Origin of the sequence: Ornithinibacillus scapharcae TW25, from assembly GCF_000190475.1 — a bacterium.
Lineage (GTDB): Bacteria > Bacillota > Bacilli > Bacillales > Amphibacillaceae > Ornithinibacillus > Ornithinibacillus scapharcae.
In genome coordinates, this window is sequence record NZ_AEWH01000013.1 from 1 (window position 1) to 1,326 (window position 1,326).

Consider the following 1,326-nt stretch of genomic DNA (forward strand, 5'->3'; position numbering starts at 1 on the left):
ACGTACACACTTGTGCTTTCTTGTATCTGCCTTCATGAGCATATACTACATATTCAATATAATCTTTCTTAGCTAATGCTCTTTTTACATCAATCAGATTCGGAATTTTTAGTGAGGATAGACTCAAGTTGTTTCAACTCCTCAACCGATAGATTACTCAGATCGTTATGGTTTACATTGTGGGTTGTTTCTCCACTATGTTCTACTTTGTCTGTAAACATCCCCAAATGTCTTCCCATATCTTGAAGTGCTTTCATTTTGTCGTGGAGCTTAAATTTAAGTTGTCCATCCTTTAATTGAACTTCACTAATGACCGCACCATCTATTTCATCACTGTCTTTCATTTGCACAACGTGAGCATAGTCAACAATAGGCTCGTTATCATCGTAACCGACAATGGTTTTTGCAGTGCTAAACGAAAGAAAATCAGTTATATTAGCAAATCCAACTTTAGCAAGTTCGTTTAATACTCTATCTTGTGTTATTTCAGTACGTTTTGAACGTTTCTTCTTTGCGATTTCAATAGCTTCTGTAACCCTAGTTTTCCCTAGTAGTTCAGGACCAATTTTATCAGCGTTTTTTTTACTATATCCTGCACGTATAGCTGCTTGTGTTGCGTTTAAATCGATTAGGTACTCTTCCACAAACCTCTTTTGTTTCTCTGTTAGTTTCACATCTGTTCACCTACCTCCTACACATAATGAATGTCCTTTACTTCACTCTCGCTATATTCAAGTATCTGAAATCGTTTATGTGCTGTTGTATATCCCATTATGTCATGCCAACCATCTGTCATGTTCCCTGTTGGCATACGTCTTAATACTAATCCACCACTATCCGAAACAATAGTTACTTCTTCTGTGTGTTCATGCCCAACCAATACTTCTCTTGTGGTTGCTTTGCTCCATTCAATAGGAAATTCTGTCGAGAAGTTTTCTGGTAGCTTCTTTAGTTTCTTTTTGTCACTATGATTCATTCCGACAAAGTTAGTACCTAGCATGTGTACTTTTCTTTCCTTGAATCGTGTATCAAATATTACTTGGTCATAGTATCGTTTCTCTAACGCTTTCACGAATGACCAGCCACTAAATTCATCATGATTACCGATAGAATAATACACATGGACTTGTTCACTATGTTCAATAGCCGAATCAATTAAACCCGAATAGAACTTCCAGGCATCTTCAAAGGCTTTTTCCATATCCACCTTTTCTATTTCCCTACCACTCGATGTTCTGCCCCTCATATCGTCATTGTGAAAGAGGTCTTGACCAATAGGGATTAATATATCCTTTCTCCCTTGCTCTATATAGTGTGTGTGTACGT

The 1,326-nt window shown here is 37.2% G+C and carries 2 protein-coding genes; both read right to left on the reverse strand.

The annotated features are described in order from the left end of the window. Positions 1-89: 89 nt before the first annotated feature. Positions 90-674, reverse strand: a complete 585-nt coding sequence (locus G5W_RS0103860; protein ID WP_010094391.1) for a terminase small subunit — start codon at positions 672-674, stop codon at positions 90-92. 17 nt (positions 675-691) lie between these two features. Then, the coding region (locus tag G5W_RS23705; RefSeq protein WP_010094392.1) for a hypothetical protein at positions 692-1,326 on the reverse strand (635 nt) is incomplete at its 5' end.